This window comes from Streptomyces sp. ISL-87 (assembly GCF_018614095.1).
Classification (GTDB): domain Bacteria; phylum Actinomycetota; class Actinomycetes; order Streptomycetales; family Streptomycetaceae; genus Streptomyces.
In genome coordinates, this window is sequence record NZ_JAGGOY010000039.1 from 1 (window position 1) to 5811 (window position 5811).

Annotated in this window: 7 protein-coding genes; 5 read left to right on the plus strand and 2 right to left on the minus strand. The window is 68.2% G+C overall.

From position 1 onward, the window contains the following. Positions 1-670: 670 nt before the first annotated feature. The 4 genes from J7I97_RS15120 to J7I97_RS15135 all read left to right on the plus strand — a co-directional run bounded on the left by J7I97_RS15120 (position 671) and on the right by J7I97_RS15135 (position 3587). Complete coding sequence (locus J7I97_RS15120; RefSeq protein ID WP_214935060.1) at positions 671-940, plus strand: hypothetical protein; 270 nt, start codon at positions 671-673, stop codon at positions 938-940. A gap of 539 nt (positions 941-1479) precedes the next feature. Next, positions 1480-1998 (plus strand): MarR family winged helix-turn-helix transcriptional regulator, encoded by a 519-nt coding sequence (locus J7I97_RS15125; protein ID WP_214935062.1) that lies wholly within the window; start codon positions 1480-1482, stop codon positions 1996-1998. A gap of 156 nt (positions 1999-2154) precedes the next feature. Beyond that, on the plus strand, positions 2155-2619 hold the full coding sequence (locus J7I97_RS15130; RefSeq protein ID WP_308369434.1) for a hypothetical protein: 465 nt from the start codon (positions 2155-2157) through the stop codon (positions 2617-2619). Between the two features lie 113 nt (positions 2620-2732). Further along, positions 2733-3587, plus strand: a complete 855-nt coding sequence (locus J7I97_RS15135) for an NmrA family NAD(P)-binding protein (protein ID WP_308369433.1) — start codon at positions 2733-2735, stop codon at positions 3585-3587. Between the two features lie 355 nt (positions 3588-3942). Here the strand turns inward: J7I97_RS15135 and J7I97_RS15140 are convergent, their stop codons facing one another. Both J7I97_RS15140 and J7I97_RS15145 read right to left on the minus strand, forming a co-directional pair. Next, a complete protein-coding gene (locus J7I97_RS15140; protein ID WP_214935069.1) occupies positions 3943-4335 on the minus strand; it encodes a VOC family protein in 393 nt (130 codons plus the stop codon). Next, the gene (locus J7I97_RS15145) at positions 4332-5204 is read right to left on the minus strand and encodes an alpha/beta fold hydrolase (RefSeq protein ID WP_214935067.1); all 873 of its coding nucleotides are present in this window, start codon (positions 5202-5204) and stop codon (positions 4332-4334) included. Before J7I97_RS15145 ends, J7I97_RS15140 begins: the two co-directional genes overlap by 4 nt. Before the next feature lie 169 nt (positions 5205-5373). Here J7I97_RS15145 and J7I97_RS15150 point away from each other — a divergent pair. Next, the coding region (locus J7I97_RS15150) for a MarR family transcriptional regulator (RefSeq protein WP_214935071.1) at positions 5374-5811 on the plus strand (438 nt) is incomplete at its 3' end.

The window sequence follows — 5811 nt, forward strand, 5'->3', positions numbered from 1 at the left end:
CCCTTCAGAAGAGCCGCACCCAACGCCTTCTGACCTATCTCAGCGAAGTTAGTCGGCCGGAAGCCGGTGACCTGGGCGGACTGGATTGGTTGAGACGGGAGTCCGTGGACGGAAGCCTGGGAGAGTTCGGTTTTGGACGTGGAGCCTGATGGTGCCGTAGGAGATCGAGCTCGTGCTCGTCTGTGAGCCGCACCAAGATGTCTTTGGGGCCGTACCCGTTTTCGATCATGCCGTCGATGAGGTGCTGGACGGGGTCGATCGCGGTTGGTCGGCGAGGGAGTGGCTTTCTAGCGGCGGGCTCAGGGATGTCCAAGGCGCCTCGGATGGTGCGCTAAGTGACTTGGTGCCGTTTGACCAGTGCTCTCATCGACAGCCGTTCGACAGCCCCCGCGCGCTCTGCGCCGTCCGCAGCTGAGGAGCCGTGTCTCGGTGTTGTGGGTATGGACATTGCTGACGCGGTGCGCCACAACGGAGGCAAGCTGGTCTGGAAGGTCGACGGCCCATGCGCTGGGCGTAGGGCGTGATCTTCGAGCCGTCTGGTGTCGACCACTCCTCTGCCGCGGCGGGGTGCTGTGCCGGTGCTCTCCGCAAGCGACTGCATCCTTTGGCCTACTGTGTTTTCGGCCCTGAGGAGGACGATCTTGCGGCACCGCCGCGAGAGGGTTGATCCGTGCGAACAACCATCGGATACACCGTCGAAAGCATCGGCTACGTCGTAGGAGCCCAGGGGCTTGTCAGCTTCGCTTCGCAGACCCTCTTCGGCACGGAGTGGGGCTGGATGCACAAGGTCGTCGACCTTCCGTCCACCGCTTACCTCGGCATCGTCGTCGTGGGGCTGGCGCTCATCGTCGGCGGGGTGAAGACGCGGAAGGCGCCCGAGCGCCAGGAGTCGCCTGACCGGCGGGCCTTTCAGCCCGCGACTCCCATTTCCGTGTCGTAGCGGTCGAAGCCCGCAGGCCGCCCGCCGCGTGACCCGCGCTTACAGCGGGCGGCCTTGTGGTGGCTCTGCTCCGGGCCGGTCGCCAACTTGTCATACAGCCGGTAGAGGGTGGCCCGGCCCCCAGTGCGATCGCCCGCGCGACTTGGTTCGCTGATACAAAGCCAAAACGACTGGGTTCGCTGAGCAAACGCCTCGATTGGATGAGAACAGACACCTTCCCGGTCGGCAGCTGCACGACGATGGACACCGCTTCCCCTCTTGCCGCAGATAACAGGGCCGCTTCACGTAGCGGCAGACGAACGTCACCGCAGGTGACGGATCAAGCTACCGCAGATATTGGGGTGTTATCTGCGGGACAACTTCAGAGCGGTCCCACAACCGACGCCCCGTCAGCCGCCCACCAGGACCGACAGATCCTTAGCGCCGGTTTTCGTTCCGATGTTCCGGCCGTGGGCGTCACGTACACCGCCGGGGCATCCGCCACACCACCCCGGAGAAGTGCCTTGACAGGCCAAGTGATTAGCCGCCATATTATTTGCATGACGAGGGACGGCATCGATGGCGAGGCGCCCACGCTGGACCAGGCCAGGCGGCAGGTCGAGCACTACGGACTGGAGGTCGATCCGCAGGCGGTGCTGGTCGCGGTGCGGCTGATCTCGGCGGGCGCGAGGGTCGGCCGGGCGGCCGAGGCGCACTTTGCCAGGTTCGGCCTGTCGACGGGGCGCTACCGCCTGCTCGCCGACCTCGAAGACCACGGCGGGGAGAAATCCCCCTCGCGCCTTGCAGTCGACCTCGATGTCTCCAGGGCCACGGTCACCGGCCTGCTGGACGGCCTTGAGCGCGAGGGCCTGATCGCCCGCCGCCCGTCCACGGAGGACGGCCGGGGCACGGTGGCCGTCCTGACCGCGCGCGGGGCGCAGCGCCTGCGCGACATGGCGTCCGAGCATTTCGGGCGGCTTGAGGCGATGGTGGGCGGGCTTTCCGTCGAGGAGCGTGCGGTGTTCCTGGATCTGCTCGCCCGCGTCGTGCGCGGCAGTGCGGCCCTGGCCGCTGACTGACCCGACCCTCAGCTGATTTGGCCCCGCCCTCCGGGTAGGGCCCCTTTTGCGCAGCAATAGTTAGCTACCTAATTATATTGGCGGAGTAGGCCTGCCACCCCCGCCGCAACCCTTCGCTTCCCTCACACGAACGAGAAAGAGGCCAGCATGCCCGCAATGAAGGACAGAACCAGCCGAAACCGGGCAGCCTCCCGGCCATCCCGGCCGTTCACCCTGTGGCGCGAGGTGCTGACCGCCTACGCCGCCCCCGCGCTGATGGCCGGTACCGCCGGAGTCGTCACCGGGCAGCAGGGCCTGGCCGTGGCCGCCTGCACCTCCATCGCCGGCACCTCCGCCGTGGTGGCGTTCCTGGTCGGCACCTGGCTGCGGCACGGCGGGCAGCCCCGACGGTGGACCACCACCACGCCGCGCGTCGCCCTGACCGCCGCACTCGTCATCACCGCCGCCGGCGCGGCGGCCCTGCTGGGATGGTTCACCGCCCAATGGCTACCCGCCCACACCCCGATCCCCGCCACGCCGTGGCTGGAGCGCCTGCGCATCGACCTGCCCGTCTCCGCAGCCCTCGCCACCACCATCGTCACCCTGCGCTGGCGCAGCACCACCACAGCATCCCCGACATAGCCCACCCCAGCACCGGGCCCACCCGCCCCACGAGCCCAAGCCCGACCGAGCCCACCCCGGCAGCACCCGCCGCCGGGAAGTCACCAAGGAATGAGCACACGTTGATCGTTGTCATGGGAGCGACCGGAGCAACCGGGAACGCCCTGCTCCACAGCCTCCTCACACTCGGCACACCCGTCCGCGCACTGACCCGCACCCCGCACAGGCCGATCCCCGGCCTAACCGGCGCACACCAACCGCCCGTCGAGGTTCAGTACGCCGACGCCACCGACCCCCACTCCCTGCGCACCGCCTTCAAGGGCGCCAGCCAGCTCTTCCTCGCCATGGTCAACAGCCCCGCACAGGTCGAACTCGAAACCCGCGTCATCGACATCGCCGCCCACACCGGCATCGGACACATCGTCAAGATTTCTGCACCGGCCGCCGAACCCGACTCCCCGGTCGCCATCTCCCGCGGACACCACGCCGTCGAGGAACACCTGCGCGCCAGCGGCCTCACCCACACCATCCTGCGCCCCTACGCGTTCATGCAGAACCTCCTGCGCCTGGCCCCCACCGTCGCCCAGGGCATCATCCTCGGCACGACGGGCGACGCGCCCTGCAACTACATCGACTGCCGCGACATCGGCGACGTCGCCGCCGCCGCCCTCACCAGGCCCGACATCGCCGGCGGTACCTACACCCTGACCGGACCCGAAGCCGTCTCCTACCCCACTCTCGCCTCACGACTGACCACCCTGACCGGCAATCAGATCCGCTACGTCAACCTCACCCCGGACGAACTGCGCGACAACCTCATCCACAACGCCCACATGCCCACCTGGCTCGCCGACCACGTGACGGAGATCCAGCAACTCGCCATTACCCGACCCGAAACCCCCACCACCACCGTCATCGACATCCTCGGCCGCCCGCCCCGCACCCTCGACGCCTTCCTGCGCGAACACCAGGCCCACTTCCGCCGATAAGCCGCCGCCTCAAGCCTGGTCACGAAACTGCGAACCGTCCCGCCGCACAAGGCAGATGATCAGTCATCGGCTCGGCGGTGGGCGAAGCGGGTGAATCTCCGCCCGGCCGGGCACACGCGGAGCCGATACGCCGCTGGAGATCACACACGGTCACCGGCCCGTTGGGTTCCGCGGGGAACTGGTGACAGTTGAATACGAGAGCCCACCAGTATCAACCCCCGGCACGAGGACGGCCCCGAAGGCTGAAGCGGCAACCGGCGGGCCGGGCATGGTGCAGGCCAGTGCGGTGCCGATCAGCGCGTCGCTGAACATGCTGTGGGCGATGCGTTCCTTGCATTCACGAGGAAACGACCTCTTACGGACGCCGCTGGCCAAGGACACAGAACTCGTTACCTTCGGGGTCTGCCAGTACAACCCACGATTGATCACCCTGGCCAATATCAACACGCTGTGCGCCATGAGCCACAAGACGAGCCACCTCGGCGTCCTGGTCATCAGGCCTGAAGTCGAGATGCAGTCGGCTCTTAACCTTCTTGCTCTCATCAAGCCGGACGAAGTCCAACCCCGGCAGGCGATCCGGCTCCGGGCGGATCTCGAACTCCTCATCAGAGGAGTGGACCACAACCCAACCAAGAGCCGTAGCCCACCACTGCCCCAAGGCCACCGGATCTACCGAGTGAACAATTACCTGTTCCCGATGAGCGCCTCGACGATCTCCTGCTCGGCGAGCCGGATCTCCTCCAGTCAGCGGTGAGCGGCGAGCAGGCCGCGCAGCCGGGCGGCATAGGCCTTCGGGTGCGTGCTGTTGCCGTTGTGCCCGCCCGGGAAGATCTGTATCTCCGTGTCGAGCAGATCCGCCAGAGCGGTGGCGCACTGGTGGTCGAAGACGGTGGACGGCGTCGCCTCGCCCAGGGCCGGGATGATCCGGGTCGCCGAGCCGGCCAGGGCCTCCGGGTCGAGGGTGTCCTGGATGATCGCCGAGAAGTCGTGCTCTATGAAGTAGCCGAAGTTGGCGCGGCGCCGGTCGTCCAGCGGCTGCGGGGTCAGGCCGGGCTCGATGTCCCGCCGGGAGAGGTCTATGCCGAGCACCCGGGCCATCTCCGGGAAGGCCGCGGCGAGGCCGCCCGTGCGGTAGACGGCCTGGAGCTCGGCGAGTTCCGCCTCGTGACGGGCCCGCAGATCCGGCGGCAGCAGCCGCGGGGCGACCGGCTCGTGGGCGACCAGGGCGGCGACCTGCCCCGGGTGCTGGGCAGCCAGATGCAGCCCGATCACGGCGCCGAGGCTGCACCCCAGCATGAGGGCGGGCTCGTCGGTGACGGCGGCCAGCAGGCGGTGTACATCCTCGGCATGCTCGGCGAGCGCCGTGGTCCGCCCGGGCTCGTCGAGCCGGCTCCGGGAGAGACCGCGGCGGTCGTACGTCAGGACCGTGAACGCGTCGGTGAGGTGCGGGACCAGATCCACGGTGCGGTCCGCATCGCCTTCCCCGCTCTGCGAGATGAGCAACAGCGGCCCGGATCCCTGGAGCTGGTAGTGCAGGACGGCGCCGGGAACTCGGAGGGTGCCGACCCGACCGGACGCGGCGGTAGTAGTTGTGCTGGTGGTGGCAGTGCTGGACATGACGACTCCTCCGTAGCGAGAGGCGCGGGCCCTTCGTCCGCTGCTCTGCGATCAGCCTAATCCATCGAATCAGATACATCAATAGAGATACATCTCGAATGATGCATCTGCCCTGACGTATCTTGGCCGGGTGGATGGAATCGAACTGTTCCTGCTGGGCCGGGCCCTGATGAAGCTCGGCGAGGAAGCCCTGCCCGAACCCCCCGGCGGATCAGGCCAGTACGCCGGCGGCACCCGTTCCGTGGTGATCGTGGCCGGGGACATTGCCGCGCACCCCGACACCACCGTCGGCGAGACCGCGCAGCGCACCGGCCTGCCCCAGAGCCAGGTCTCCGGCGCCGTCGCCCGCCTGCGCGAGGCCGGGTCCGTACAGACGGCGCCCGACCCCGCCGACCGCCGCCGCACGCTGGTGCGCCAGTCCCCCACGGTCTCCCCCCGCGTGGCCGCCGTCCGGGCCGCCGGCTCCTCCAAGGTCGAAGCGGCACTGGCCAAGGCCCTCGGCGACACCGAGTCCGCCCATCTGCCCGAGGTCACCGAGGCCCTGGAACTCCTGGCCCGCCACCTGGTGCGCGCCGAAACGACCCAGGCGTCAAACTTGACCCGGCCC

Bases quoted from the DNA above. Each gene is read 5' to 3' on its own strand.
- J7I97_RS15125 (WP_214935062.1), top strand. From the start codon at position 1,480: ATGACGAGGGACGGCATCGATGGCGAGGCGCCCACGCTGGACCAGGCC.
- J7I97_RS15130 (WP_308369434.1), top strand. From the start codon at position 2,155: ATGAAGGACAGAACCAGCCGAAACCGGGCAGCCTCCCGGCCATCCCGG.
- J7I97_RS15135 (WP_308369433.1), top strand. From the start codon at position 2,733: ATGGGAGCGACCGGAGCAACCGGGAACGCCCTGCTCCACAGCCTCCTC.
- J7I97_RS15145 (WP_214935067.1), bottom strand. From the start codon at position 5,204: ATGTCCAGCACTGCCACCACCAGCACAACTACTACCGCCGCGTCCGGT.